This is a genomic window from Brevibacillus ruminantium (genome assembly GCF_023746555.1).
In the GTDB taxonomy this organism is placed as follows: Bacteria; Bacillota; Bacilli; order Brevibacillales; family Brevibacillaceae; genus Brevibacillus; species Brevibacillus ruminantium.
In genome coordinates this window covers 4,542,939-4,567,934 of record NZ_CP098755.1, presented here as the reverse complement: position 1 = coordinate 4,567,934, position 24,996 = coordinate 4,542,939, and the positions used below count along the sequence as shown (strand labels likewise).

At 51.4% G+C, this 24,996-nt stretch carries 26 protein-coding genes; 16 read left to right on the top strand and 10 right to left on the bottom strand.

All coding sequences use genetic code 11. The features are described from left to right. The first annotated feature begins 47 nt into the window (after window positions 1-47). The 6 genes from NDK47_RS22525 to NDK47_RS22500 all read left to right on the top strand — a co-directional run bounded on the left by NDK47_RS22525 (window position 48) and on the right by NDK47_RS22500 (window position 4,250). The gene (locus NDK47_RS22525) at window positions 48-908 is read left to right on the top strand and encodes a hypothetical protein (RefSeq protein WP_251871976.1); all 861 of its coding nucleotides are present in this window, start codon (window positions 48-50) and stop codon (window positions 906-908) included. Window positions 909-1,076: 168 nt separating this feature from the next. Further along, window positions 1,077-1,478 (top strand): YugN family protein, encoded by a 402-nt coding sequence (locus tag NDK47_RS22520; protein WP_251871975.1) that lies wholly within the window; start codon window positions 1,077-1,079, stop codon window positions 1,476-1,478. 157 nt (window positions 1,479-1,635) lie between these two features. Further along, on the top strand, window positions 1,636-2,085 hold the full coding sequence (locus tag NDK47_RS22515) for an NUDIX domain-containing protein (RefSeq protein WP_251871974.1): 450 nt from the start codon (window positions 1,636-1,638) through the stop codon (window positions 2,083-2,085). Window positions 2,086-2,203: 118 nt separating this feature from the next. After that, window positions 2,204-3,004, top strand: coding sequence for an NAD kinase (locus NDK47_RS22510; RefSeq protein ID WP_251871973.1), 801 nt, complete (start codon window positions 2,204-2,206; stop codon window positions 3,002-3,004). Between the two features lie 35 nt (window positions 3,005-3,039). Next, window positions 3,040-3,768, top strand: coding sequence for an MOSC domain-containing protein (locus NDK47_RS22505; RefSeq protein WP_251871972.1), 729 nt, complete (start codon window positions 3,040-3,042; stop codon window positions 3,766-3,768). An 11-nt stretch (window positions 3,769-3,779) separates the two neighbouring features. Next, on the top strand, window positions 3,780-4,250 hold the full coding sequence (locus NDK47_RS22500; protein ID WP_322112076.1) for a YbaK/EbsC family protein: 471 nt from the start codon (window positions 3,780-3,782) through the stop codon (window positions 4,248-4,250). A gap of 213 nt (window positions 4,251-4,463) precedes the next feature. Here NDK47_RS22500 and NDK47_RS22495 read toward each other — a convergent pair whose 3' ends face one another. Then, the gene (locus NDK47_RS22495) at window positions 4,464-5,726 is read right to left on the bottom strand and encodes an MFS transporter (RefSeq protein ID WP_251871971.1); all 1,263 of its coding nucleotides are present in this window, start codon (window positions 5,724-5,726) and stop codon (window positions 4,464-4,466) included. 194 nt (window positions 5,727-5,920) lie between these two features. Here NDK47_RS22495 and NDK47_RS22490 point away from each other — a divergent pair, with 194 nt between their 5' ends. Beyond that, window positions 5,921-7,123 (top strand): MFS transporter, encoded by a 1,203-nt coding sequence (locus NDK47_RS22490; protein ID WP_251876333.1) that lies wholly within the window; start codon window positions 5,921-5,923, stop codon window positions 7,121-7,123. Window positions 7,124-7,139: 16 nt separating this feature from the next. On the opposite strand, the gene NDK47_RS22485 is transcribed toward NDK47_RS22490, so the two are convergent. Then, window positions 7,140-7,298, bottom strand: coding sequence for a hypothetical protein (locus NDK47_RS22485; RefSeq protein WP_251871970.1), 159 nt, complete (start codon window positions 7,296-7,298; stop codon window positions 7,140-7,142). Between the two features lie 148 nt (window positions 7,299-7,446). On the opposite strand from NDK47_RS22485, the gene NDK47_RS22480 reads away from it, so the two are divergent. Together NDK47_RS22480 and NDK47_RS22475 are read left to right on the top strand one after the other, a co-directional pair. Further along, complete coding sequence (locus NDK47_RS22480; RefSeq protein ID WP_251871969.1) at window positions 7,447-7,809, top strand: toprim domain-containing protein; 363 nt, start codon at window positions 7,447-7,449, stop codon at window positions 7,807-7,809. A gap of 57 nt (window positions 7,810-7,866) precedes the next feature. Then, window positions 7,867-8,073 (top strand): hypothetical protein, encoded by a 207-nt coding sequence (locus tag NDK47_RS22475; RefSeq protein ID WP_251871968.1) that lies wholly within the window; start codon window positions 7,867-7,869, stop codon window positions 8,071-8,073. Window positions 8,074-8,157: 84 nt separating this feature from the next. On the opposite strand, the gene NDK47_RS22470 is transcribed toward NDK47_RS22475, so the two are convergent. Continuing rightward, the gene (locus NDK47_RS22470) at window positions 8,158-8,940 is read right to left on the bottom strand and encodes an undecaprenyl-diphosphate phosphatase (protein WP_251871967.1); all 783 of its coding nucleotides are present in this window, start codon (window positions 8,938-8,940) and stop codon (window positions 8,158-8,160) included. Window positions 8,941-9,156: 216 nt separating this feature from the next. Here NDK47_RS22470 and NDK47_RS22465 point away from each other — a divergent pair, with 216 nt between their 5' ends. Continuing rightward, window positions 9,157-10,167, top strand: a complete 1,011-nt coding sequence (locus NDK47_RS22465; RefSeq protein WP_251871966.1) for a CvfB family protein — start codon at window positions 9,157-9,159, stop codon at window positions 10,165-10,167. A gap of 69 nt (window positions 10,168-10,236) precedes the next feature. On the opposite strand, the gene NDK47_RS22460 is transcribed toward NDK47_RS22465, so the two are convergent. From NDK47_RS22460 to NDK47_RS22450, 3 genes are read right to left on the bottom strand one after another with little or no spacing between them, the layout of a single operon-like run. Continuing rightward, on the bottom strand, window positions 10,237-12,174 hold the full coding sequence (locus NDK47_RS22460; RefSeq protein WP_251871965.1) for a TRAP transporter permease: 1,938 nt from the start codon (window positions 12,172-12,174) through the stop codon (window positions 10,237-10,239). Further along, window positions 12,175-12,705, bottom strand: coding sequence for a DUF1850 domain-containing protein (locus tag NDK47_RS22455; protein ID WP_251871964.1), 531 nt, complete (start codon window positions 12,703-12,705; stop codon window positions 12,175-12,177). Between the two features lie 6 nt (window positions 12,706-12,711). Next, window positions 12,712-13,695, bottom strand: coding sequence for a TAXI family TRAP transporter solute-binding subunit (locus NDK47_RS22450; protein ID WP_251871963.1), 984 nt, complete (start codon window positions 13,693-13,695; stop codon window positions 12,712-12,714). A 195-nt stretch (window positions 13,696-13,890) separates the two neighbouring features. Here NDK47_RS22450 and NDK47_RS22445 point away from each other — a divergent pair, with 195 nt between their 5' ends. The 4 genes from NDK47_RS22445 to NDK47_RS22430 all read left to right on the top strand — a co-directional run bounded on the left by NDK47_RS22445 (window position 13,891) and on the right by NDK47_RS22430 (window position 18,666). Beyond that, window positions 13,891-15,177, top strand: a complete 1,287-nt coding sequence (locus NDK47_RS22445) for a sensor histidine kinase (protein ID WP_251871962.1) — start codon at window positions 13,891-13,893, stop codon at window positions 15,175-15,177. A gap of 4 nt (window positions 15,178-15,181) precedes the next feature. Beyond that, on the top strand, window positions 15,182-16,084 hold the full coding sequence (locus tag NDK47_RS22440; protein WP_251871961.1) for a response regulator: 903 nt from the start codon (window positions 15,182-15,184) through the stop codon (window positions 16,082-16,084). A gap of 73 nt (window positions 16,085-16,157) precedes the next feature. After that, window positions 16,158-17,348 carry an ISL3 family transposase gene (locus tag NDK47_RS22435; protein WP_172920624.1) on the top strand — a complete coding sequence of 397 codons (1,191 nt, stop codon included), beginning with the start codon at window positions 16,158-16,160 and terminating at the stop codon, window positions 17,346-17,348. Between the two features lie 262 nt (window positions 17,349-17,610). Further along, on the top strand, window positions 17,611-18,666 hold the full coding sequence (locus NDK47_RS22430; RefSeq protein ID WP_251871960.1) for a tetraprenyl-beta-curcumene synthase family protein: 1,056 nt from the start codon (window positions 17,611-17,613) through the stop codon (window positions 18,664-18,666). A gap of 10 nt (window positions 18,667-18,676) precedes the next feature. Here NDK47_RS22430 and NDK47_RS22425 read toward each other — a convergent pair whose 3' ends face one another. Next, window positions 18,677-18,850, bottom strand: coding sequence for a DUF5325 family protein (locus NDK47_RS22425; RefSeq protein ID WP_251871959.1), 174 nt, complete (start codon window positions 18,848-18,850; stop codon window positions 18,677-18,679). A 123-nt stretch (window positions 18,851-18,973) separates the two neighbouring features. On the opposite strand from NDK47_RS22425, the gene NDK47_RS22420 reads away from it, so the two are divergent. Continuing rightward, window positions 18,974-19,591 carry a PilZ domain-containing protein gene (locus tag NDK47_RS22420; RefSeq protein WP_251871958.1) on the top strand — a complete coding sequence of 206 codons (618 nt, stop codon included), beginning with the start codon at window positions 18,974-18,976 and terminating at the stop codon, window positions 19,589-19,591. Here NDK47_RS22420 and NDK47_RS22415 read toward each other — a convergent pair. The 3 genes from NDK47_RS22415 to NDK47_RS22405 all read right to left on the bottom strand — a co-directional run bounded on the left by NDK47_RS22415 (window position 19,580) and on the right by NDK47_RS22405 (window position 23,795). Continuing rightward, entirely contained in the window at window positions 19,580-20,833 is a 1,254-nt protein-coding gene (locus NDK47_RS22415; protein ID WP_251871957.1) for an MFS transporter, read from the bottom strand. The genes NDK47_RS22420 and NDK47_RS22415 overlap by 12 nt on opposite strands. A gap of 112 nt (window positions 20,834-20,945) precedes the next feature. Then, window positions 20,946-22,082 carry a winged helix-turn-helix domain-containing protein gene (locus NDK47_RS22410; protein ID WP_251871956.1) on the bottom strand — a complete coding sequence of 379 codons (1,137 nt, stop codon included), beginning with the start codon at window positions 22,080-22,082 and terminating at the stop codon, window positions 20,946-20,948. A gap of 15 nt (window positions 22,083-22,097) precedes the next feature. Further along, entirely contained in the window at window positions 22,098-23,795 is a 1,698-nt protein-coding gene (locus tag NDK47_RS22405) for a sigma-54 interaction domain-containing protein (RefSeq protein ID WP_251871955.1), read from the bottom strand. A 208-nt stretch (window positions 23,796-24,003) separates the two neighbouring features. Here NDK47_RS22405 and NDK47_RS22400 point away from each other — a divergent pair, with 208 nt between their 5' ends. After that, on the top strand, window positions 24,004-24,924 hold the full coding sequence (locus tag NDK47_RS22400; RefSeq protein ID WP_251871954.1) for a proline dehydrogenase family protein: 921 nt from the start codon (window positions 24,004-24,006) through the stop codon (window positions 24,922-24,924). Window positions 24,925-24,996 lie beyond the last annotated feature (72 nt).

The following is a 24,996-nucleotide window of genomic DNA, read 5'->3' as shown; positions in this document are numbered from 1 at the left end:
CTGCCGTATATGGTAATAAAGAAACACGAGAGGGGAGGAGTTCTTCGATGGAAGAGTCAAACAAGGAGTTGTTTCATGTTGATCAAGAAGCGATCAGCATGATCAGGGATATTCGCCATACCGTTCAGAATGTCTGTCAGGAACACGCTCGGCAAAGGGTGAGGATTGAAGCACTGGACGGGCAGGTGTACGAGGGGGAAATCGTCGACTGGGATGACCAGAATGTTTATGTCGAGATTGAAGAAGAAGTGGATGATTGGGAAGAGTATGAGCCTGATCTTGCCCCTGTTTCGTGGTCTCCCTATGGTTCGGCCAGCCCGTTTGGTTCGGCTTCTCCCAATATGCAGGCTCCTTTTACAGCCGTAAGTCCATTTTCGACCGGTCCAAATGTACGGCCCTATCCAGGTCCCGGCGGTTTTCCAGGCCCTGGCGGATATCCAGGTCCCGGCGGTTTTCCAGGCCCTGGTGGATATCCAGGCCCCGGTGGATTTCCCCATACGGCAGTATCCCCCGAGAGTACGACCCGTCCTTCCACTTTACCGTCGTATCCGTCGTATCCGTCATTTCCATTTCCACAACCGCAAACCCAGCCCTATTGCGTACCGTGCGTGCCGCTGGTAGCTCCACTGCAGCAGGTTAGTCCTGCGGAAACGGAAAAGAAACCGACGAAAGTAAGCCCGGCGGAAACTGTGCGTCCCTTTCCGCCTTATCCCTACCCGCCGTATCCGCCTGTAGCCCCATTCCCGCCATATCCACCATTGCGGCCGCTGCCAGTACCTCCACCGCCACTGCCACCGCCGCCGCCGCTCGTGCCGCCGTATTGCTCCTCGGAGTTCCAGCCTCGGCGTTGTCGAAAAAAAGTCATACCCTTGGCGCTCTTTTCCCTATTGTCGATTGTGCTGATATAGGGAGGGTGTTTGCCCTCGATTGCAAAAGCCTCACCCGGTAAAGCGGTGCTGGGGCTTCTTTGCGTTTTCCCTGCTTTTCCAAGGTTGATGAGTACAACCCTGGTATTTGTCGCACACTAATGTAACCACAACTGGGAAAAACGGAAAAGCAGAAAGGAAGGGATTGGAGTGAAAACCATTCAAAGCAGTCTGGAAGGGACGAGAGCAACGTATGGATATTTCCGCGAATCTCTGGAGCCCGACGGATTTACCCTCTCCAACTGGGACTATAATGGCGGTTTTCTGGATAAAAAGCTGGACGATGAAGGCATGGTATATCTGCGAATACCCGTGCAGGTGCAAGAAGGCGAACTGGATGGAGCCGATGCTTGGCTGGAAATGGGAACTCCATTTGTCCTGAAGCACGTCTATCAACAGGATGTGGAAGAAGATATCGGATATATTTCCGCTGTAGGCTCCGCAGCGATGAACCAATTCCAGGAGCCTGTCGACAAGGACGGCGAAGTAGAAGACTACTGGCTGCGCAAGGCGGAAGCCATCATACGGGATTTGGAGAACAGATTTGAATAACAACCGGAGCAGACCAACGGGCCGCAGAACTTAGTGGCCCGTTTTTCTATGGAATGCGATGATCACTGCTCTTGTCCGCATAGCAAGATGAGAGAAGGTAAGGTAAAATGGCAGTAGATGGGAAAGCATGACTTGTAAACAGGGAGTGTGGAAAACCATGTCGTGGTATCATACCCTGCTCACCTGGTACTGGCGTCTCAGGAAGCCTCTGACACTGGGGGTCCGCATCATTGTGACAGACCGTGAAAAAGGCGTTCTGTTGGTTCGTCACACCTATGTGAAGGGATGGTACCTTCCAGGGGGAGGAGTAGAGAAGGGAGAATCGTTCGAGGATGCCGCCAGGCGAGAGCTGTGGGAGGAGTGTCGGGTAGAGACGATGGGCCTGTCATTGTGCCATCTCTACTACAGTGAACGAGAAGGGAAACGGGATTACATCGCCCTTTTTCATGTGGAGCACTATCTGCTGCATCAGCGACCAGAACCTGATTCGGAAGTGGCTGAAATGCGCTTTTTTTCCTGGAATGAATTGCCCGAGGATATCACACCGGCGACCCTTCGAAGAATACAGGAATTTTCTCAAAAGCAATATCTCACAGATCGCTGGTAAGTCTCACGGAGAACCATGCATCCTGTGAGTAGCTATGGTATAGTGAATGCAGTTCATCTCAAAAAGCCTCGCGAAAAAGAGGCTTTTTGTCCTAAGGAAAAGCGAGGGTGGAGTCACCATGAAAATAGCTACCGTACTGCGTAATGACGACTACACGAGGGAGGTTTGCGGGCAGCTTCGGGAAAAGCTCCTGCAGCCGGGAAGCCCATATCGTTTCGTGGAACGGCCAGAAGAACAGCCGGACATGGTACTGTCCATCGGAGGGGATGGAACGCTCCTGGAAGCCGTCCATCAATACGGCTTTGCCCCGGCGTATGTCGGCATTCACACGGGTCATTTGGGATTTTATGCGGATTGGCATCCAGACGAGCTCGATTCTTTTGTTCAAGTGCTAAGGGAGCAGCCAGAGCCGTATCTGGCGGAATATCCGACCGTGCAGTGTCAGATCCATACCCGGGACGGACAAACCTTTGACAAATGGGCATTAAATGAATTAGTGATTCGCAACGCTTCGCTCTCCACGCTGGTCGCCTGCGTCTACATAAACGGGGATGAGTTTGAGACTTTTCGCGGAGACGGTCTGATCGTCTCGTCACCTTCGGGCAGTACGGCTTACAACAAGGCCGTCAATGGAGCACTGGTGCATCCGTCGATTGAGGCCATACAGCTTTCCGAGATCGCGTCGATCAACAATCAGGCGTACCGGACCGTGAACAGCTCGCTGGTCCTCCCCTGTCACCATGAGGTGGAGCTCATCGTCATGAACCCGGAAATCATGATTGGACTGGACCGGGAGCAGGCGGTCTGGAAAAATGTTCGATCGATTTCCTGCCGCGTCGGGAGTCAGAAAGTGAAATTTGCCCGTTATAAAAAGCTGACCTTCTGGAGTCGCGTCCGCAAGTCGTTTATCACAGGATAACCAAATACGGTCAGAAGAGAGTGGGGGAGTGAGAAATGAGAAGAATCGGAAAGATCGGCAGCATTTATCGTCATCCGGTCAAGGCGATGCGAGGGGAGCAGCTGCAAACGAGCAAAGTGGATGCCTTTGGACTGTATGGAGACAGGAGCCATGCTTTTCTGGATGAGTCGCGCAACGGAAAGTACCTGAGTGCTGATATCCTGCCAGCGCTTCTCGGGTACTCGGCCAAGCTGTTGGGGGATTCAGGCGAAGAGGCCTATCCTGAAGTGAGAATCACGGCACCAGATGGAGATGAATACGAGTGGGGAGACGCACTTTTCGCGTCGGTTGCCCGCACTGCCAATCGTCAAATCACCCCTCTGCGCAGCACACCTCAGGAAGGCGGGAAAAACTGGGAGGATCATATCCTGCTGGTGACAGACGCTTCTCTGCGAGAGCTTGCCCGATTGATCGGTTGGGAGAGCATTGACCCGCGAAGATTTCGCGGCAATCTGGTCATTGTGCTGGATGAAGATGTGCCTTTTGCCGAGGACGAATGGCTGGGCAAACAATTGCAGGTGAATGATATTGTCCTACAGGTAAATAAGCATTGCGAGCGCTGCAATTATGTCAATATTGACCCCGATACCCTGGAGCTGCACCCTGCTGTTTTGAAGACCTGTGTGAAAAGGCATGACAACCATTTCGGAGTGTATGCATCCGTAGTACGACAAGGGCAGGTCTCGGAAGGAGACGGGGTATTCCTGCTGGAAACGAAAGGATGAGGATGGCGAGTATGAGTCCGCTGGAGCGTGTTCAACACTATGTAAACCAGTATGATCCAACTATAAAAGCAATGCTTTTTGAAGAGAAGCTGCAAACCTCCGAAGAAGCAGCCCAGGCGCTTGGGGTCGATATCGGCCAGATCGCCAAATCCATCCTGTTTCGTTCAAGCGGCCGATACGGTTTGTTTGTTGCAGCAGGTGATGTGCGGATACACGCCAAACGGGTCAAGCAGTGCTTGGAAGGAGGACAGCCAAAAATGGCCTCCCCGGAAGAGGTCATCGAGGTAACCGGGTTTCAGGTAGGGGCGGTCTGTCCATTTGCTTTACGTCAGGAAGTGCCGGTGTTCGTCGATTCCTCTCTGGAACGCTTCCCGGTCGTCTATACCGCTGCCGGTATCGCTGAATCACTGCTGCCGGTTACGTTTCAGGCACTCGTCGCAATGACGGGCGCCCAAGTGGTGGACATGCAAACAGCTGAATAATCTGATTGTTTTCGAAAGGGGTCCCGTGAACGGGGCCCCTTCTTTGATAACGGAGTGCTTGGTAGACTTGACGCAGATTGGAATAGCCGTCTGCTATCGCTTGGGACAAATAGATGCTCCAGAGAGCTGCGGTTGCAACTGCATCATCGTAAGCATGATGTCGCCGGGATATCGGGATGTCATAGCAGAAGCAAAAAGCACCAGCCGCTCCGCTTATGCAGAGTGGGTCTGGTGCTGTTGTTGCTTCGCTTTTCGTTCGATGGCAAATCCGATGGCGCACATAATGGTGAGAAAAAGTCCGCTGACTAAAAATAGCTGCTCTACCCGCCATTTTCCCAGCCACAGAGCACCCATGCTGCTGGAGATCATGGAGAATACCGTAAACATCAGCATATGCAGTGCGTAAACCTTGCCGGTGTGAGAATCCACAGCTTTGGTCTGGATTGCAGTAACCGCTGGAATCCCGATCAGAGGTCCGCCTATGCCGGCAATTCCCGCCGCCAGGAAGGCAAGCCAGTGAAAGGAGGGGCCCATCGTTAACAAGAGAAAGCCAATGGCCTGCACGAGCCATCCGAACAGGACGATCAGCAGATGTCTTTGATAATGAAGCCGCGCCATGTACAAACTGCCAAACAGGTTCCCCACCCCGTACGAGCCGATCAGGACGGCTAACACGCTGCCATCGCCCTGCCCCATCCCGTTTGCCAAAAAGGGAAATCCGACATTCCAGCACACCTGCCAGACGAGAAAGCCCGAGTTGCTGAAAAGCAAAATAATAAAAAGCAGGCGTTTACTGCGCAGTTCCTGGATGCCGGAGCCAATGTCTCGGAAATACTGCCCGGCAGTTAGCCTACCAGCTTCTAGCGTCTGACTGCGCGGAATTCTTCCCAAGGCATAGAGAAAACAGGCAGACAGCAAGTAAGTAAAGGCATTGATAAAAAACAGGCTGGACAGAGGAAGCCAGGCAGCAGCCACGCCGATTGTCATGGGAGCGGCGATCCGAACCGTCCGAAACGTGGTGTCCAGAATCGCATTGGAGCGGCTGAGCTGGTCTACGGGGACAATCGCTTTCAATGCGACGGTACGAGCCGGATGAAACAGGCTGGAGAAAACCCCGATCAGAAACTGGGCAGCGAGGAAAAAAGCGAATTGCTTCACACTCATCGCCGCCATAATGCCCACCAGAACTGCGATGAAAATTCGTGCAAGATCAGCTCCCACCATCAAGGACCGAGGGTTGAAGCGGTCGGCCAGCACGCCTCCGACCAGATAAAAGATCAGTCCTGCCGTCATTTCCGGAATGGCTAGCAAGCTGAGCACCGTTCCCGACTGGGTGGCCTGCAAAAGATACCACAGCAAAGCGAAGCTGTAGCATTGATCACCGATATTGGCAGTCAATTGGGCCAACCACAGCAAGAGAAACGAGCGATTCTTCCAAAGTGACGACGCTTCCACGAAGATCTCTCCGTCCTGCAAGTATTTGTTCACCAGCTTATAAGAAAAGCTTCTGTTCAGAACTTTATAAAAATATTTTTTACCAGATCAGAATAGCAGGCTCCCGTGTGGATGTAAAGGTGGAAATGATTTTCTTGTTGACTAATCATAGACAAAATTATAAAGTGTCTATTATTAAATAAACTTTTCAGAAAGGTGTTTGTGATATGGGCGATTTGATGAAAAATCGTTACGTGCGAACGATTATCTTTTCCCGCGTTTTTTTGCAGCTTGGCATCTGGATTCGAAATTTTGCCATTTTGCTCTACGTGACAGAGATGACTCATAACGATCCGCTGTATGTATCACTCATCTCAGTGGCGGAGTTTGCGCCGATTTTCCTTTTTGCGATCATCGGGGGGACGTTTGCGGATCGTTGGCAACCAAAACGGACGATGGTCAGTTGCGACTTGTTGTCGGCATTGTCCATCTTTGCCGTTTCGCTGGCTGTTCTCTGGGGATCGTGGCATGTCCTGCTGTTTGCTACACTCTTTTCCGCGATTCTCTCGCAGTTCTCCCAGCCGTCTGCGATGAAAATGTTCAAGCGGCATGTGCAGGAAGAGAAGCTGCAGGGAGTCATGGCGATGTTTCAATCAATGATGGCGTTCTTTATGGTGATCGGCCCGATCCTGGGAACCTACGTTTATCAGCAGTATGGGATGACGGTCTCTTTGGTGACGACAGGCCTGCTGTTCTTGGGTTCGGCTGCAGTCCTCTCCTTGTTGCCCCGCGATCCAGCGGAAGACAATAGCCAGGGGAATCCCAACTTTAAGCGAGAGCTGATGGAGGGACTTCGCTATGTGTCGTCCAATCGCACACTGCGCACACTTGGCGGAACGTTTGCTGCTTCCGGACTCGCCGTCGGTTTGATCCAACCCATGCTGCTGTTTGTCACCATTGAAAATTTGGGCAGGGACAAAGAGTTCTTGCAGTGGCTTTTAATGGCCAATGGCGCAGCTATGCTGCTCGGCGGGGGAATCATTATGGGGATCGCCAAAAAGGTTAGGCCGCAAACCTTGCTTGCCATGGGCCTCTTGGCCAGTACGATGGGCACGATCGGAATCGGCTGGTCGACCAGTATCATTTTGACTCTCGCCCTGCAGGTATTGAACGGTCTCTTTTTCCCATCGATTCACATTGGGATCAATACGATGATTTTGCAAAATACCGAAGGACCGTATATTGGACGTGTAGGGGGAGCGCTCACTCCGGTATTTATGGGGATGATGGTGTTGGGAATGTCTATGGCTGGAGGATTGAAAAGCGGACTTTCCCTCCCGGCGGTCTATTCCATCAGCGGATGCCTGTTTCTGATCGGTGCTGTCATTTTGATGCCGCTGCTGCTGCAAAAACAGCAGCCAGCAAAAAGAGAAGCCTGAGTGCAAGCTTCTCTTTTTACATAGGGCGAATATTCTTTTGGCTCTGTTCGCGATGCGCTTTGGAGCTGCCCTGATTATCTTCCGTATGCGTATCGTCAGCGACGGTACTGCTCGTCAGGCCGGTTACAGCAAGTCCCTTTTGGTTCAGGTTTTTCGCACTCTTCCAATTGGCCATCCCTGTTCTCATTCCTTTCTTGTTTTGCTATCGTTACCATTCCATCCGAACGGACTTGCTACACATCCAGATTTTGTCGACGATCTCCTGTTTGCCTGCTCAGGTAAGGTATACTACGGATATGGCACGATGACGGAGGGAAACAGATATGAACCAGATCCGGGCGATCATTGTAGAGGGGAAAACAGACAGGGAAAAGCTGCAACATATCGTGGCAGAGCCAGTTTTGTTCGTTTGCACGTACGGAACGTACAGTGCAGAGAAGGCCGCTCATCTCGCTGAACAATTAGAAGAAGCAGACGAAATCTACATTTTTACGGATGAGGATGACAGCGGCAAAAAACTGCGCTCTCAGCTTGCCGAGGATTTCCCGGACGCCTATCATCTTCACACACAAAGTATGTACGCGCAGGTGGCACACACGCCATGGGAGGTGCTCGCTGAGATTTTGCAAAAAGCTGATTTTCAGGTGCGGGGTAAAAATGAAGGAATCGAACCGTCGCGGGGATAACACAACAGCAGAACGGCAATAACAACAGTATAGATGCGTGTTGGAGGTGTCGTTTGTTTGCGAAGTTTGTATTCCTTTATTAACCGGATAAATGTTTTCGTTTGGCTGGTCGTTATTTTTGCAGCACATGCCTTGCTGTATCTGATATTGGGAACCCGCTCCTGGCTGGCTACCTCGCTGTTGGCGACAGCGTTTTACGGAATTGTACTGCTCGTAGCCAAGCTGGTGGCCAGCCGCTATGAAGACAGGGAAGAGAGCAAGTAAAACCGCGGTGAGGGCAAGCAATTCATGCTGGTGATGTGCCAGCTTTTTTAACGGTCCAATTTCTCAACACCCACTCAGTCCCTCCTAGCGCCCCATAAACTGCAAGCCCAGAATCAAAAGTCCAAGAGCCCAGACGTACAGGGCAAACCCTTTCATCGAGCCATTGCTGATAATTTTCAGCATCCAGCGAATCGCCACGTAGCCGGAAATCGCTGCAAAACCGGTTCCAACCAGCAGCGGGATGAGCTCATACGATGAATGGAGTGGCGCTTTAACCAGCTTGACCGTTTGCAAAGCAGACGCACCCAGTATGGCGGGCAGGGACAAAAGAAACGAGAACCGGGCAGCATCTGCACGATCGATACCGCGCATGAGGGAACCGGCAATCGTCAGTCCGGAGCGGGAGATGGCCGGCAGGATGGCAGCACCTTGGAGTGTCCCCACGATCAGCGCATCGGTATAGGTGATTTGCTCAAATTTACGTTTGCCACGGCGCATGGACTCTACCGCCCAGAGGATTACTCCTGTAGCCAGGAATTCCCAGCCGATAGTCACGCCCGTACGCGAGATTTCCTCAAAATAATCTTCAAAGGCAAGGCCGATGACGGCTGTCGGTATCGTTCCGACGACCAGCAACCTGGCCAGCTTTCCTGTCGGATGGAGCAAAACATGGCGGATTTCCGACCAGAACACGATCACGACAGCAATCAGGGTGCCGAAGTGCAGCATCGTATCAAACAACAACCCGGCTTCCTGCATCCCGAACAGTTTGCGAAACAGAACCAGATGTCCTGTACTGGAGATCGGCAGAAATTCGGTCAAGCCTTGCACAATTCCCAGAAAAATATGTTCCAGTAAAACCAGCATCGCAATTTCGCTCCCATCTTTTCCATGATCTTGCGCGTGTGAAAACGAGGCGAACGGAATACACTCTTGTACACAATATGTATGTGGAAATGGACGAGATTTGCCTTTTTTTCGCTCACAAAGCGCATATCCGTTTTTCTCATAAATAATGGTGGCAATCTCCAGAAGAAAATGGGATAGTAAGGGTGCATATGCATGGAAGCGAGGAAAGAAGCAATGAATCAAAGACATTCAGGTTATCAGAGAAATCAGGGGAGCCGACCGGGCCAACGGGGACAACAGCCAAAAAAACGCGTACAGCGAGACTTGACCGGAAAGCTGATCAAGCCAGGGGACAAAAAGAAGCCGTATACCCCGCCTTCGGGTTTGCAGGCAGGCATGCAGCTGACCATGACGGTGGAGAGGGAAATCGAACCCGGCTATTTTTTGCGGGCAGGAGAGGACGAGGTATTCCTGCATCGCCGGGAAGCGGAAGGCCGTTTGAAGAGCGGCGATCGGGTAGAGGTGTTTCTCTATCATGATCATGAAAACCGGCTGGCTGCAACAATGGATCAGCCCTATGTCGGAGTAGATGAATACGGCTGGTTGGAGGTCGTGGACCGTCTGCCGCAGATGGGCGTATTTCTGGACAACGGCATTGAAAAGGATTTGCTGCTGTTCATCGACGACCTGCCCAAACTGAAGGAAGAATGGCCGCAGCCCGGGGACAGACTGCTGGTCACGTTGAAACGGGACAAGCTGGGGCGACTGTTGGCGAAACCAGTGACAGAGGAAGAGATCAGCAAGATTTCGGTGCCGGCCGAGAGCAGCTTGCATAATCAATGGGTAGAGGGAACGGTGTACAAGGTCATCAAAGACGGGGCTTTTCTGTTCACAGATGAAGAGCACGTCATGTTTATCCATCGGGAAGAGATGACAGAGCCGCTCCGTTTGGGCCAATCGCTTCGCAGCCGGGTGAGCTTTGTGCGTGAAGACGGACGGATCAACGGATCGATGCGGGGACGCAAGGAAGAACGGTATGGAGAAGATGCCGACAAACTGCTGGATTATCTGGCTGGAAGGGGCGGATCAATGCCCTACACCGATGATACACCGGCTGACGTCGTCCGGGAAAAATTCGGCATGAGTAAGTCTGCTTTCAAGCGAGCGCTGGGCAAATTAATGAAAGAGCGAAAAGTAGAACAAGCGGAGGGCTGGACGAGGCTGACCGTCTCGAACAAGGAATAGCCCTCTCCTGACAAAGCATCAGACGGACTTTCAACGTTAAGGAGAAAGTCCGTCTGATCGTTTACTTTCTTATATAGAAGCTGCAGGTTCTACCTTTTTGCCTTTGTAGTAGGAGATGGCAAAGATGACAGCCAGAAGCGCAAGGCCAATGACGTCCGTGAGCAGGCCTGGAATTACGGCCAAAATTCCGCCGGTTGCGGCCAACAGACGCTCAAGCGGATTCAGTTTGGACATCCAGTGTCCAATAATCCCTGCACCGACGCCAATCATCCCCAGTACAGAGGTAATCATCACCAAAAGTGACTCCATAAAGGTGGTATCAATCAACAGCAATTGCGGTGAAACGACGAAAATATACGGTGCCATAAAGGCGGCAATGGCTAATTTGGTGGATTGCACACCCGTCTGCATCGGCTTCGATTTGGCTATCCCCGAGGCGGCAAAGGCCGCTAAGGCGACAGGCGGCGTAATATCCGCGACGATACCAAAATAGAACGTAAACATGTGGGCCGCCAGATCAGGCACTCCCATTTGAACCAGGGCAGGTGCGGCAATCGTAGACGTAATAATGTAGTTTGCAGTCGTAGGCGTACCCATCCCCAGGATCAGCGAAGCGATCATGGTAAAGAACAGCGTCAGGAACAGAATGCCTCCTGCCATATCGATCAGGCCATTTGCCAGTTTAAGGCCGATACCGGTGAGCGTGACGGTGCCGACGATAATACCCGCACAAGCGGTAGCGGCAACCACGCCCAATGCAGTTCGAGCACCGGAAGCGAAGGCTTCCATGATATCAACAAAAGACATGCGCGTCTCTTTGCGGAAGGCGCCGACGACGATGGTCGAAGCAATCCCGACAATGGCAGACATTTCAGGGGAAACGCCGCTCAGCAGCGTAAAGATAATCACAAAGATCGGCAGAAGCAGATAAATCCGTTTCAGCACTTCTTTTTTATCCGGCAATTCTTCTTTTTTCAGGCCGCGCAATCCCATCCGCTTGGCCTCCAGATGCGTCATAATCCACACCCCGGTAAAATAGAGAAGGGCCGGCAGTGTTGCCGCTTTGGCAATCTCGATATACGGCTTGTTCAAAAACTCGGACATCAGGAAGGCGGCTGCCCCCATGATTGGCGGCATGATTTGTCCACCGGTCGATGCAGCGGCTTCTACCGCACCTGCGAATTCCTTTCGGTAACCCAGGCGTTTCATCATTGGAATGGTGAAGGAGCCGGATGTAACCACGTTGGCGACAGAGCTGCCGCTGATCGTACCCTGCAGCGCGCTGGAGAAAACCGCTACTTTTGCAGGTCCCCCGATACGGCGTCCTGCTACAACCAGGGCCAGGTCGTTGAAATACTGGCCAACCCCTGTTTTTTCAAGAAACGCTCCAAACAAAATAAACAGGAAGATAAATGTGGATGATACACCCAGCGGTGTACCCAGAATCCCTTCCAGCGTAAAGAACGAGTGACCGATAATTCGGTCGACGTCATTGCCGCGGTGTGTCAGGAATCCCGGCATCCACGGTCCAAAGTACGTATACAACAGGAAGAGGGAAGCAATAATCGTGATCGGCAACCCCACTACGCGGCGGGCTGCTTCCAGAACCAGCAAGATAGCGATGCCGCCGACTACCAGATCAAGTCCGGTATAGTTTCCTGTTCGGACGACCAGTCCCTCATAGTCATAGACCCAGTAGAGCGGCAACAGGAATGCGAATATCGCCAGAATGATGCCGAAAATGCCAATTTTGTGGTTATTCTTTTTGGTGCTGAGCGGATACATCAAGAAGATCAGTCCCAGACCGAAAGCCAAGTGAATCGGGCGATGAATCTGTGGCGGCAGGGCAAAGAAAATGGTGCTGACTAGCTGATAAACAGTGAACAATACCAACAGACAAAATGTGATCCATTTCATCGGGCCGATAAATTGCCGTACGGCAGATTCCTTGTCGTACTGAGCGATTAGCTGATCCATCTCTTGCTGACTCATGTTTTGTGTGCTCATCTAGTACCCTCCAATCTCATTCAAAATGGATCGCTTCTCTACTTGAATGGTAACGGCCGCCCCCGGCCTGTCGACGCTTGCGAGCGGTATCTCCTCTCCAGCGAAAAGCAGTGTATGTTTAGCCCTCACCTGACCGATAAACAGGTGCAAGGCAGGGAATACACGGTTCATATTGACAATGCGAAATTGACCATTCTGGCTGATCAGTTTTTCTCCAGGAGCCAGCTCGCTTTCCATGCCGATTCCATAGTCCTGAAAAGCCAATTCAGAAAGAAGAAGTTGCCCGTTGCGGACGAGGTATGTCTCTTCTACGGGTGTACGGTGAATAGAATGAGTCCAGCGCAGCTTGAAAGTTCCGTTTTCTTCCATTCGATTGCTCCAGACGATCCGGTTTGTCTCGTTGTCCCGGATGACCAGAGCAGGGGAGAGGGGGATGAATAGAAAAGTTAGGACAGTGATGAACAGAAGTAAGGAGAAAAGGCGGAACGAGGTCCGCCCTTTCCCGCTTCCTGCTGGTTTTCCCTGAAACATAGGGATTTACTTTACGCCTTTTTCTTCAAAGAATTTCTTTGCACCCGGGTGTACAGGCAAGCTCACACCGGCGAGTCCTTCTTCAATCGTGATTTCTTTTGCTTTGGCATGACCCAGTTTGTCTGTGTTTTCAAAAATAGCCTTGGTCGCTTTGTATACCAAATCTTCGCTCAGGTCAGCGCGGATTACGAGCATGGCTTTTACGGAAACGGTATTGATTTCTTCCGGAACAGTCGAATAGGTGTTAGCCGGAATGGTAGTTTTTACATAGAACGGATATTTGGCGATCAGCGCGTCGATCTTGTCTGCATCCACCGGAATGATTTTCACGCCTTTGGTTGCAGCCAGCTCGGTAATCGCTGCAGTTGGCGTACCGGCTGTTTGGAAGGCAGCATCCAGCTTGTTGTCTTGGATCGCTTTTGCAGAGTCTGCGAAAGAGAGTCGTTGCAATTGCAGATCGTCAAATGTCAGACCGTATGCTTCCAGGATTTGCTGAGCATTCATCTCCGTACCGCTACCAGGAGCGCCTACAGAAACGCGCTTGCCTTTCAGGTCAGCTACGCTGTTGATATTGCTGTCGCCGGAGACAACGATTTGAATGGTCTCATTGTAGAGTGAGCCCATGGCTTGGAATGCGTCGATTTTCCCGTCTTGTTCAAACATATTTTGGCCTTTGCTGGCGTAATCAGCGATGTCACTTTGTGTGAAAGCGATATCAGCCTTCTTGTCACGAATCAGACGGATGTTTTCTGCCGAAGCGCCCGTTGCCTGCGCGGTTGCGGTTACGCCGGCATTTTTGCCGATCAGGTCAGCCATACCGCCGCCAAGCGGATAGTAGGTTCCGCCCGTACCGCCTGTTGCGATGATCAACTGAGAAGGATCATTGCTTCCGGCTGCTCCACCGCCGCCTTGGGAACCGCCGCCACAGGCTGTTACCAGCGAAGCAGTCAAAAGCAGTGTCAGTGAAAGAAGGAGACTGCGTTTTTTCATGTAATTTTCCCCCTTAAAAGATTTTTCTGTAGATTTCCTGTAGTACCCTTATTCGCAAATATCCAACTTTTATGCGAGGTCAAAGGAACTACCATCTAGCAGTGTAAGCGCATACCTATAAAAAACTACAAAAAACTATAGAAAAATATAGTAAAATAAGTATCTATAACCTTTCGACAAAGAAAGCGGTCGATTATGAGAGAAAATTTATACATTTTGTTGGTGATGCTCATAGCCGTTCCCATCGCTGGAGAATTGAAATTTCATCCGTTTCAAGATGACTTTCGAATCAGTTTTGGAACGACGGCTTTTTTCTTTTTCTTGCTATGGTTGAGGAAAATTCCGGCCTATTTGACAGGCCTGCTGACAGGACTTGCCGTTGTGCTATTCCGGCTTGGTCTTGATTGGCTCTCCTTTGACTCCTTTCACCTGATGACCTCAATCAAGCTGCACCTCCCGGCTTTTGTCTTTTACGGGACATTCTCGATTATTTTTTCGCTTTTTCGCGTCAATCAGTTTCACCAGCTTCCTTTGCTCGTCGGCTTTCTCGCCACGATCGCAGAAATTGCCGCTAATCTGGTTGAACTATGGTTCCGCTCCCCGCACTGGCATGCCGTGTTTCAATGGGAGGTAATTAGTTCCGTTGCGGTGATTGCGCTGATCCGCAGTTTCTTCGTACTCAGTTTTTTCAACATGATCCAGTTGCGCCAGGCCAAGTGGATGGAGGAGCAGCAGCGGACGCGAAATGAACACATGCTCATTTTGGTTTCCAATTTGTACGAAGAGTCGATTCATTTGAAAAAAACGCTGCGGGACGTGGAGGATATCACTCGGGATTGCTATGAGCTCTATCGCGAGTTGAAAGAACAGGAGCCAGGTGATGGGGAAAACAGCCATTATGCCAAGCGAGCCCTGCGGATTGCCGGACAGGTCCATGAGGTAAAAAAGGACAATCAGCGGATTTTTGCGGGGCTGTCGAAACTCATTTCAGATGAGAATGACCGGGATTACATGACACTGGGCGAACTGATGAAGGTGGTCGTGCGAGCCAATGAGAAATACGCCAAGCTACTGAGGAAAGACATCAGCTTTACGTATCAGGTGGACACCCCTTATCTGGGCTGCCATATTTTTACGACCCTGTCTCTGGTCAATAATTTGGTGGCCAATGCGGTAGAAGCGATCCGCGAACGCGGAACAGTGGTCATTACGGTGACGCTGGAGGAAGAAAGGTTCTTTCTCTTTACGGTGAAGGATGACGGACCGGGTGTAGCCTTCAAGGATCGGGAGCTGCTCTTCATGCCCGGCTTTACGACCAAGTACGACGTATCTGGTGATCCGTCCACAGGAATCGGGCTTTGCTATGTAAAAGAGGTCGTGGAAAACCTGCAGGGGCAGGTTGATCTCATGGACGATACAGACGGGTACAATACCGTCTTCCGGATTCGTTTGCCCATCGAAAATCTTGTCCAGAAAGGTTGATAATATGCGGTACTTCATTACAGATGATGATCAGGCAGTGCGCTCCATGCTTGCTCAGATCATTGAAGATGCCGACCTCGGCGAAATTGCGGGAGAAGCAGAGGACGGATCGCAAATCGACACGGATTATCTACAGTTGAAAAAGGTAGACATCCTGCTGATCGATCTGTTGATGCCGAATCGGGACGGGATTGAAACGATTCGGCAGCTTCAGGACTTCGATGGGCGGATTGTGATGATTTCGCAGATCGAATCCAAGGAAATGATCGCAGAAGCGTACTCGCTCGGTATTGAGTATTACATCATCAAACCGATCAATCGACTGGAAGTCTTGAGCGTGCTGCAAAAGGTGCAGGAACGGATTTTGCTGCAGCGGTCCATCGAGGGGATTCAGCGCTCACTTAGCGTGCTCGACGGAGCAAGTCCGCGCGAGCAGCGAGAGCAGCCTTTTACCGAAAAAACCATTCAGACACCGGGCAAGTTTTTATTAACCGAGCTGGGAATGATTGGCGAGAGCGGGAGCAAGGATTTGCTCGAAATGCTGGGCTATCTGCATGGTGATGAGAAGATGGCCACAGGCGATTATGAATTTCCTTCTTTAAAAGAAACGTTTCTCCGGGTTGCCAGACATAAGCTTGGGATAGAGGCCAGCGATGCCGAGCTGCAAAAAGAGGTCAAAGCTGCCGAACAGCGAGTGCGCCGAGCGATTTATCAGGGACTCTCTCACCTCGCTTCTCTCGGGCTGACTGACTTTGCCAATCCCAAATTTGAGGCTTATGCTTCTACGTTCTTCGATTTCATAGAGGTACGCAAGCGCATGAAGGAGTTGGAAGCGCATACAGAAACAGCGCCTTCGTCGACGAAGATCAATACAAAAAAATTGATTCATCACCATAACCCGTGCTAGACATTGAAAAAACGCAGATGTTCCTCTATCGTGGGAGTTGTCGAGACAACCACTGAAAAGGAGGAAATCTGCGTTGTGCCTTGATTTTAGCACAGACTTTGTCAGACTTCCATCATTCCATCTCACTCATTGGGAAAAAACAACGGAAACGGATTGGATCGCTGTTCTGGAACCGAATTCTGCTTGTTATCTTTGTCCGATCTGTCTCCGAGCCAGTACCAACCATGCCCGTCCTGGACGGCGTATTCTTCGTCATCGTTTCGTTCCTTCTTGGGGGACCGTCTGGGTATCCGTTCCCGTGTATCGCCAGCGCTGTGCGAGTTGTGGGCTTACATGGACAGTGGAATGGAACGGTATCCCGCCTCGAGGATTGGTCACCTCTGCTTTTCAAGAGATGGCGGTGGATATGTGCCGCGGCCGGGATTTGCTCTCGGTTGCCAAGCAATTGAGTGTGGCCTACTCGACACTCGAACGCTGGTACTACCAACTGGCCCCCCAACGCCTTGCTCAACCAAAAGAACATGAAGCTCCTGAAGTGGTCTGTCTGGATGAGTTTGCGTTGCAAAAAGGACATAAGTACGGCGTGAACCTCATGGATGCTCAAACCGGTCATATCTGGCAAGTCACAGAAGGACGTTCACGTGAACAGGTACGAAACGCCCTGCAGCAATGGCCCTTTCGTAAGGCTCCCCATGTAGTTGTCACGGATTTGGCTCCAGGAATGGCTGAAACAGTACGCCAAGTCTGGAAGCATACCCTTGTGGTAGCAGATAAATTTCACGTGATCCAGCTTTTCTCGAAAGCGTTGGAAGCTACCCGAAAACGCACTCATGCTCGTGGAACACATCGTCGGGGCAGACATGAGCAACGCCTGCTCCATACGATCCCTGACAAGCTGAAGCCCGAAGAGCTTCAGGAACTGAAGAATTGGTTAGCAGAAGATCCACACCTCAAACGACTCTACTTTGCGCTTCAAGACATAAGAACCGTGTATGCCGTTCAAACCCAAGAGGCAGGCGAGGAAGCACTTCAGAAATGGATTGACGACCATCTCTATTCTCCGACTCCTGCGGTTCGTTCCATTGCCAAAACGATTGTCCAGTGGCGAGAGCCCATTCAGAATTATTTCTCCTTTCGGGTAACGAATGCCAAGATTGAAGGGACACACAACAAAGTGAAGGTGATCAAACGAAGAGCCTACGGCTACCGCAATCTAGAGAGATTCAAGATTCGCATTAGACTGGAGTGTAAACCGGCTACATAACTACGAAAAACTGCGATAGAGGGAGATCAAGCACGTTTTACGGTGAAGAGCTAAAAAATTCATTCTGGTCCTGTATCTGGAAGCGAAGCGTTTATTGGGATAAAAAATGTGCAGAAACCTGCGTGAGAAGCCCACTGATCCTTTTGGTCCAGGCCGGCATTTGTGGTAAGATATCTCTATTGAATACAGAGTCCGTACCGGCTGTTCTGCCATGAGGGTGCGGATACGGGTGCAACGGTGTTGCCGGCTAGGAGGGAAAGATGTGAGGGAGCTACGTCATCCATGGCAATTGCTTTATCGGATGTATCGCCATGTGCAACCGATTTTGGAAAAGGACTTCAGTGCCTGGTACGAGCGGGCGCAAAGGATTGACGATCCGGAATTGCGAAAACAGGCGATGGCCAGTATGGAGAGCAAAAAGTTTCACTGCCAGGGAGGATCGGTATACGCAGCACAAGTCATTCCTCACGCAGAAGTGATTGTGCCGCTGATCGTTGCCTATCAAACGATCAGCGATTATCTGGATAATCTGTGCGACCGCAGTACTTCGCTTGATCCGGTCGATTTCCGCCAATTACATAGATCCATGCAGGATGCGCTTACCCCAGGGGCTCCGCTCCAAGAATATTACCAGTACCGGGATGAGAAAAATGACAGTGGTTTCTTGGGGGAGCTGGTTTTGGCCTGTCAGCGGTATACCGCTCAATTGCCCGGGTATGACAAAATCAAGCCGCATGTGTTGAGACTCTCCTGTCTCTACAGTGATTTGCAGGTGTACAAGCACATCGCTCATGACCAGCGGGAAGCCCGTCTGCTCGCGTGGTGGGACGAGCACAAGGAAGAGAACGAGGGATTGTACTGGCAGGAGTTCGCTGCGGTTACGGGTTCGACGATCAACATATTTGCCTTGTTCTGCATGGCTACCGAGAAAGATCTGCGGGAGGAAGAGATTGCCGCAGTGAATGATGCCTACTTTCCGTGGATCAGCGGACTGCATATATTGCTGGACTACCTGATTGATATGGAAGAGGACAGGCTTGGCGGAGATTTAAACTTCGTCAGCTACTACCACTCGGAGCAAGAGGCGACTGAGCGCTTGCAGTACTTTATCAAACAAGCAAAGGCAAGCGTAGAACGCTTGCCCAATCCGGCTTTTCACCGTATGATTGTGGATGGTCTGGTGGCCTTTTATCTGGTGGACCGCAAAGTGAATCGCAACCAGCCTCGCATTTATACCATTGCGAGACAACTTTTGAAGCAGGCCAAAGGATTGCCGTCTGTGTTGTTTTACGTAAATAGTCTGCTCGTGAGACGGTAGATTCCACCGTTTAGCGCATGTGTTTTCGTTTGTATGAGAATCCGTACCCCATTAAGGCACAGGCGCCGAGGATTCCACCGATGACACCTAGCGAGCTTCGCTCACCGATCGCGACACCGACTCCGATGAGGCAGGCAGCCACACCAAAGGCCAGAGCCAATGTAACACATTGATATCGATTCATCGGTTATTGTTACCTCCTATCTGTCAATGTTCCCATTATACCTTATTTTACGTGAAAAATGATGGATTTCAGTCTGGATGGAAGAATGCAGCAAATCTTTACAAGAAGTGGTGGAGACTGTAGATGGAAAGCTTCTTGCAGATAAAAAAAGGGAAGCAATTGTTTGAAGGCAATGTCACCTATGAAGAGGGCGACTTGATTGAAGTCGTCTTCCCGGATGATTTGGAAGTCTCGGTTGGCGACCAGTTGCCCTGTTTGTTAACCGATAATTACGAGACGATCAGTAATTTTGAAGCGGTTGTGCTGGCCAAAGAAAAAAATCGCGTATTTCTTTTCCACTCCCCAACCGTTGTTGAATACCGTGAACAGCGGCGACGTTATCCTCGCTTTGATGTCAATCTGTCCGCCTGGGTTCAGTGCAAATTGACTTCCGCTCATGGACGTTTGCCCCTCCATGCCCAGCGCGTGCAATTGACCAATCTGAGTCTGGGAGGATTGGCGCTTAGAACTGAGAAGCAGCTTGCCTGTGAAAACAAGTTCATTTTGTCCACAGAGCTTTACGGCCGCGGCCGGTCGGACGGCGCGATACAGGTGGAGGTTCAGGTGATCCACCAGCGTATGGAAAAAGACACCTACCATTACGGCTGCAAGATTGTCGGGATACAGTCCCGTTATTTCCATACGCTGCGCAAATACATCCTGGAGCGGCAGTTGGAGGAACGCCGCCATTCACATCTCTAGCAGTCTTTTTTCTTGCGTACTTCTCCGGATCAGCTTCTGGAGCAAGATACCACTGCCGCCGATTCCACCGATGAGCAGCCCGATCCATTGAAAGCTCAGGCTGGCACCCCATGTTTGAACCAACAGTCCCCCCAGCAGCGGGGCGATAATAAAAATGGAACTGCTTAGTGAATCAAGTATGCCAGTGACCCGCCCGATCGCTTCCCTGGGTGTTTCCTTCTGGCGAAGATAGCTGGAACAAACGGTAGTCAACCCTGTACCGATTCCTCCAAGAAAGGCCGCAGCCAGCAGCAAAAGTATGCTGGAACCCGGCTGATACAGGCCCGCCCCTGAAACCATGATACCGATCAACAACACCCCGCCTCCCAGTACCCAGCCATAAGCGTTGATCTCGCTGAAGCGAGACATCACGCTCACAGCCAGCAAAGCACCGACCCCGATCGCACTGATCAGATAACCCAAAAGCTCAGGCCGATCAGGCGCCTTTTCGCGAAGAATCGTGACAAACTGGGCATCGATCAGCTGAATCGCTGCCAAAGCGAGCAGCGAAAACAGTGTGCTGGCCAGCAGGATCCGGTTTTTTAAAAGAATACGCCAGCCCTCCATCCAGGACTGCAGCCAGCTTTGTTTTTCCGCTTGGCCTGCTGCTGTCTCTTGCTGCTGCTCCGACGCAGTTTCGCGTACGGAGCCTTTGTCGATCATGAGGAGACAGACCGCTGACAGCACAAAGCTAAAGGCATTGATCAAAAGGCACAGCGCAGGGGAAGCCAAGGCTGCAAGGCTTCCACCCAGGAGCGGACCAATCAGCTTGCCCGATTGAAAGACGGTTCCGTTCAAAGAAGCGGCCTGAAGCAACTGGTCCTCTGGAACGACCTGCCTGGTCAAGGATTGATGCGCAGGCGTATAAAAAATCTCTGCAGTAGAACGAACAAACACCAGGGCAAGCAGCCACCACGCATTTGGGGCAAAGATAAGCAGGACGGTCAAAGCGGCCCGAATCAGGTCGGTCAGAATCATCACCCGAAGCTTGTTGCTGCGGTCTGCAGCCATTCCGGCGAATTGGCTCAACAGGACACTCGGCAGTGCGTAGGCGAGCGGCAGCAGGGCAAGCATCATGGGCTCGGCATGCCACACAAAACCAAGCAGCATGGATACGGCGATGAAGTCAAACCAGTCGCCGAGAGTGGATAAGCCGTAAGCGGCAAACATTTTGGCAAATACCCGATTTTGTAAAAGCGTCATCAAAAAATCCCCCTCTTTCCGTTGAAAACAGAATAAGGGGGGAATGTCAGAGCAGTATCAGAGCGGTTTCAAAGCAAATTCAGAGCAGCTTCAAAGCATAAGAATGGAGATATCAGCTTTGCAAACCCAAACGTTTCTCCAGCTGCCTGTGAAGAGTCAGGAACTGATATTTCTCCTTGAGTCTAGCCCATTCCTTTTGGTATTTGGCTTGCCAGACACTGTCACCCGAAAAGCTTCGGAAAAAGTGTTCAATTTTGTATACTGCATAGAGGTAGTGAGGTACGAATCTCGTTTCCTGGAGCACCTCGACTCCTTCGTCCAGCAGGCGTCTGGCGTTAGAGCGGTCCCCCTGCAAATAACAGAGCATCCCCTCCAGCACAAGGAGCGTGCCCTGTTCCCGCTGCATCGGCTTTTCGGCCAGCAGCTTTTTTGCTTCCTCCAGCTTCTCTCGGGTAGGGGAGAGTTCACGCTTGCTCAGCAGGTAGAAAATAGTTTGGAAGAGGTACGTGAGCGTATAGCTGTGCGAGCGGATCTCGGCAACCAGCTTTTCCACCTTTTCCATTTGGACAGCCGCTTCCTGCCACCGTTCAGCCGTTACATACAAGGTGATCAGATTGATTTCCAGTTCGACCCCCCACAATCCCGGGAGCTTCTCCTGTTCGCTCAAAACTTTTTGACAGAGTGCAATGGCTTTTCCCTTATCTTCTTCTATCAAAAGGTAGAGATGGACCAGATAAAAGAGTCGATCCTCCAATGGGACATCCTCCGCTTTCAAGAACCATCCAAAGTCACCTGAAACAAAGCGCAGGTACACCTCGTAAAACGGATCGATGGAAAAGCCAAGGACGTCTTTGTTGGCGGAGAGGGTCTGCATGGCTGCACCCATGCCCAGTCCATGATAGGTCTGGAAGAGCTGCTTGGCATGGGAAGCAAACTCGGGATTATCCTCCAGCAGATTGGGCCGCCGGCTTTCTTTCCAGGTGAGCCGGTAGCCAAACCCCCGTACCGTGTCAATCGCAAGCAAATGCTGCCAAGCTTGCAGTTTCTTTCGCAGGCGATACACATGATCATCTACCGTGCGATCGGTCGGCATTTCCAGTCCCCAGACACGATCCAGCAGTTCCTCCCGGCGAAAAGCCTGGTTCCGATGATGAAAGAGGAAATGGAAGAGGACATATTCCTTAGGCAAAAGTGTGATACATTCGCTGCCCCAGCTTACTTGATAGGAGCCATCATCAAATTGGAGCATGGCCACCATCCTTCGTCAGATTCCATATTTTTTCATTTTATTGTACAAAGTTCCCCGTGAAAATCCCAAAAGGGCCGCCGCTGCTTTTTTGTTTCCGTAGGTGCGCTCCAGTGCAGCCCGAATCTGCTCCTGCTCGATTTCGGCATGTGCGCTGCTTGCAGCCGATAGGCCAAAGGAATGGCTGGTAAGGATGCGCGATTCGGTGGACGCAGGGTGGGAAGATGGGCCAGCCTCTTCCTGCTGCTGCCGGATGGCGGACGGAAGCTGTTCGTATCGGATCAGGCCCCCTTCCTGCAGGATGGAGAGGCGTTCGATCACGTTTCGCAGCTGCCTGATATTGCCTGGCCAGTGATAGTCGTACAAAGCCTGCATCACCTCGGGGGCGATCCGCGGTACCGGATGCTCATGGGCGATCGCGTACTCATGCAGAAAAATTTGCACCAGCTCGGGAATATCCTCGCGCCGTTCACGCAGCGGCGGAATTTCCAGGGTAAAGACGTTTAACCGGTAGTACAGATCCTCGCGAAAAAGGCCGTCTTTGACCATCTGTTCCAGATGGCGGTTGGTCGCGGAGACAATCCGGGTGTTGACGGTGATCGGCTCGGTACCGCCTACGCGGTAAAACTGGCGCTCCTGCAAGGCCCTCAGAAGCTTTACCTGCAGCTCCAGGGACAGCTCCCCGATTTCATCGAGAAACAGCGTGCCGCCATGGGCAAGCTCCAGTTTACCCGGCTTTCCTTTTTTCTCTGCTCCGGTGAAGGCGCCGCCCTGATAGCCAAACAGCTCGCTCTCGAACAGGGCCGCGGGAATCGCTCCGCAGTTGATCGCGATAAACGGCTTGTCCCGGCGCCTGCTTGCCTGGTGGATGGCTTGGGCGAACAGCTCTTTTCCCACGCCGCTCTCCCCGTCGATCAGCACGGTGGCATCGGTCTGGGCTACTTTGCGTGCCGCCTGGATGGCTGCCTGGATCTGGGAGGAGTGCCCTTTGATCGGAAAAAACGGATCATCAGCGGGGTGGAAGCGACTCATCTCCTGCTGCAGATTGTGCAGATGGGCGGTCGTGTGCGCCAACTCATCGTTCAGGCGGACCAGCTCGGTAATATCCTGCTCAATCGAAATCGCGCCGATGATGTGATCGTCCTGTAGAATCGGCGCGGCATTGATCAGCACATGGCGATCCGGCCGAGGGATATGGTAGACCCTGTACACAGACTCTCCCTTTTTCAAGGCATCTAAAAGACGGATAGACTCGCTGGCAAAATGTACGTCCAAACGCGTGCCGACGACCTGGCTGCGCTCGATTTCGTAGATTTTTTCCGCAGCCGGGTTCCAGTACTGCACGATATTGTCAGTATCCACAATCGTAATCGCTTCACTCATCGTATCCAGCAAGGTCTGAAGCAGAATATCCTGGTTGGCGGCAATCGCCATATAGGCAGCAAGCAGACGATGAGATTCAATGATCCCCGTCACATGGCCCTTGGCATCGACGGTAATCACGTCCATCGACGCTCGATATTGGGCAGCTGCTGCCTGGATCGACTTGCCGGCATCAGACAGCGTTGTGCCTTCAGGCAATACCAGTACCTTGGCCTCCTGATCTTCGGCCCGGAGCACACCCAGCGCTTCATTCGGCCGTATACTGACAGCAGCAGGGTCGATGGGTTCGGCAAAACAGGCAATCGTATCGTGGAGTGAAAATAACGGTTTCAAAATATCACTTCCGATCCAAACTATGAGATAAGAATTACATTTCCTTTTAGCAAAAGTGTACAATACTACACACATTCTGTACATATGTGTAAAAACGATGAACAGAAGGGATCGGAATTTGTCGTTTTTCTTTCGATATGTCGAAGTTGGCACGGTTTATGCTAATAAAATCTCACAGATGGATTTTTGAGGAGGAGACCGATTTACGATGGAACAACTGATGAAGGATTTTTTCCTGTTCCTGTCCAAGAACAAGGCATTGAATGCCGCTGCAAAAAAATGGGGTCTGCGCTTCGGGGCCAATCGCTTCGTCTCCGGTGAAACGATTGAGGAGGCCATCAGCAAGGTGCGCGAACTTAACGAAAAAGGGTTGGTTTGCACGCTGGACCATCTGGGCGAATTTGTGTTCAGCACCGAAGAAGCAAACGAGTCTGCCGATTACTGCATCAAGACTCTGGAAGCGATCTACAAGTCCGGTGTGGACTGCAACCTGTCTTTGAAAATGACCAGTCTCGGTCTCGATATCAGCCGCGAGCTGTGCATAAACAACATGCGCCGGATTCTCGAATTTGCCCGCGATCACGGCAACATCTTTGTCCGCATTGACATGGAGGACTACGCCCACAAAAACATTACGCTGGAAATCCTGCACGAGCTGCTGGAGGACTACAGCAATGTCGGGACGGTCATCCAGGCTTATCTGTACGATACCGTTGGGGATATTGAAGCCCTGAAGGATAAGAAGGTGAACCTGCGCCTGGTTAAAGGTGCCTACAAGGAATCGCCGGAGGTGGCTTTCCCCAACAAGGCCGACGTGGACGAGAACTACAAGAAAATCATCAAGCAGCATCTTTTATACGGCAACTATGCAGCCGTGGCCACGCATGACGATGCGATTATCGACTACGTGAAGAAGCTGGAGAAGGAGTACAATATTCCGCGCACCCAGTTTGAATTCCAGATGCTGTACGGCATCCGTACCCAGACCCAAATCGATCTGGCCAATGAAGGCTACAAGATGCGCGTCTACGTCCCGTACGGAAACGACTGGTACGGCTACTTCATGCGCCGTCTGGCCGAGCGTCCGGCCAACGTGGCGTTTGTGCTGAAAGGGATGTTTACGAAGTAGGAAAGAGCTCCATACGGTTGAGAAAGCAAAAAGCAAGCCCGGTTCATGCCGGGCTTTTTTGGTGTGATTATG

What these genes read in the sequence shown, in the direction of transcription:
- NDK47_RS22445 (WP_251871962.1), top strand. Translation starts at nt 13,891, where the DNA reads ATGAGAGAAAATTTATACATTTTGTTGGTGATGCTCATAGCCGTTCCC.
- NDK47_RS22515 (WP_251871974.1), top strand. Translation starts at nt 1,636, where the DNA reads ATGTCGTGGTATCATACCCTGCTCACCTGGTACTGGCGTCTCAGGAAG.
- NDK47_RS22485 (WP_251871970.1), bottom strand. Translation starts at nt 7,298, where the DNA reads ATGGCCAATTGGAAGAGTGCGAAAAACCTGAACCAAAAGGGACTTGCT.
- NDK47_RS22510 (WP_251871973.1), top strand. Translation starts at nt 2,204, where the DNA reads ATGAAAATAGCTACCGTACTGCGTAATGACGACTACACGAGGGAGGTT.
- NDK47_RS22465 (WP_251871966.1), top strand. Translation starts at nt 9,157, where the DNA reads ATGAATCAAAGACATTCAGGTTATCAGAGAAATCAGGGGAGCCGACCG.
- NDK47_RS22455 (WP_251871964.1), bottom strand. Translation starts at nt 12,705, where the DNA reads ATGTTTCAGGGAAAACCAGCAGGAAGCGGGAAAGGGCGGACCTCGTTC.
- NDK47_RS22400 (WP_251871954.1), top strand. Translation starts at nt 24,004, where the DNA reads ATGGAACAACTGATGAAGGATTTTTTCCTGTTCCTGTCCAAGAACAAG.
- NDK47_RS22425 (WP_251871959.1), bottom strand. Translation starts at nt 18,850, where the DNA reads ATGAATCGATATCAATGTGTTACATTGGCTCTGGCCTTTGGTGTGGCT.
- NDK47_RS22500 (WP_322112076.1), top strand. Translation starts at nt 3,780, where the DNA reads ATGAGTCCGCTGGAGCGTGTTCAACACTATGTAAACCAGTATGATCCA.
- NDK47_RS22420 (WP_251871958.1), top strand. Translation starts at nt 18,974, where the DNA reads ATGGAAAGCTTCTTGCAGATAAAAAAAGGGAAGCAATTGTTTGAAGGC.
- NDK47_RS22505 (WP_251871972.1), top strand. Translation starts at nt 3,040, where the DNA reads ATGAGAAGAATCGGAAAGATCGGCAGCATTTATCGTCATCCGGTCAAG.
- NDK47_RS22415 (WP_251871957.1), bottom strand. Translation starts at nt 20,833, where the DNA reads ATGACGCTTTTACAAAATCGGGTATTTGCCAAAATGTTTGCCGCTTAC.
- NDK47_RS22440 (WP_251871961.1), top strand. Translation starts at nt 15,182, where the DNA reads ATGCGGTACTTCATTACAGATGATGATCAGGCAGTGCGCTCCATGCTT.
- NDK47_RS22470 (WP_251871967.1), bottom strand. Translation starts at nt 8,940, where the DNA reads ATGCTGGTTTTACTGGAACATATTTTTCTGGGAATTGTGCAAGGCTTG.
- NDK47_RS22525 (WP_251871976.1), top strand. Translation starts at nt 48, where the DNA reads ATGGAAGAGTCAAACAAGGAGTTGTTTCATGTTGATCAAGAAGCGATC.
- NDK47_RS22480 (WP_251871969.1), top strand. Translation starts at nt 7,447, where the DNA reads ATGAACCAGATCCGGGCGATCATTGTAGAGGGGAAAACAGACAGGGAA.
- NDK47_RS22410 (WP_251871956.1), bottom strand. Translation starts at nt 22,082, where the DNA reads ATGCTCCAATTTGATGATGGCTCCTATCAAGTAAGCTGGGGCAGCGAA.
- NDK47_RS22460 (WP_251871965.1), bottom strand. Translation starts at nt 12,174, where the DNA reads ATGAGCACACAAAACATGAGTCAGCAAGAGATGGATCAGCTAATCGCT.
- NDK47_RS22450 (WP_251871963.1), bottom strand. Translation starts at nt 13,695, where the DNA reads ATGAAAAAACGCAGTCTCCTTCTTTCACTGACACTGCTTTTGACTGCT.